Source organism: Salmonella sp. SAL4457 (assembly GCF_046548235.1).
Classification (GTDB): domain Bacteria; phylum Pseudomonadota; class Gammaproteobacteria; order Enterobacterales; family Enterobacteriaceae; genus Salmonella; species Salmonella enterica.
Genome location: NZ_JBGDZO010000391.1, coordinates 1 through 276 on the forward strand (window position 1 = coordinate 1; position 276 = coordinate 276).

The 276-nt window shown below is 54.0% G+C and carries 1 tRNA gene and 1 rRNA gene; both read left to right on the top strand.

Going from position 1 to position 276, the window contains the following annotated elements:
* The first annotated feature begins 83 nt into the window (after positions 1-83).
* Positions 84-159, top strand: a tRNA-Thr gene (locus ACLJNW_RS24770).
* A gap of 39 nt (positions 160-198) precedes the next feature.
* Positions 199-276, top strand: a 5S ribosomal RNA gene (gene rrf / locus ACLJNW_RS24775); the annotation flags it as partial.

Here is a 276-nt window from a genome sequence, read left to right on the forward strand (position 1 = left end):
AGAAGTGAAACGCCGTAGCGCCGATGGTAGTGTGGGGTCTCCCCATGCGAGAGTAGGGAACTGCCAGGCATCAAATTTAGTGTGCTGATATGGCTCAGTTGGTAGAGCGCACCCTTGGTAAGGGTGAGGTCCCCAGTTCGACTCTGGGTATCAGCACCACTTAATACGGTTAAAGTTCGGCATTTGAAAAAGAATTTGTCTGGCGGCAGTAGCGCGGTGGTCCCACCTGACCCCATGCCGAACTCAGAAGTGAAACGCCGTAGCGCCGATGGTAGT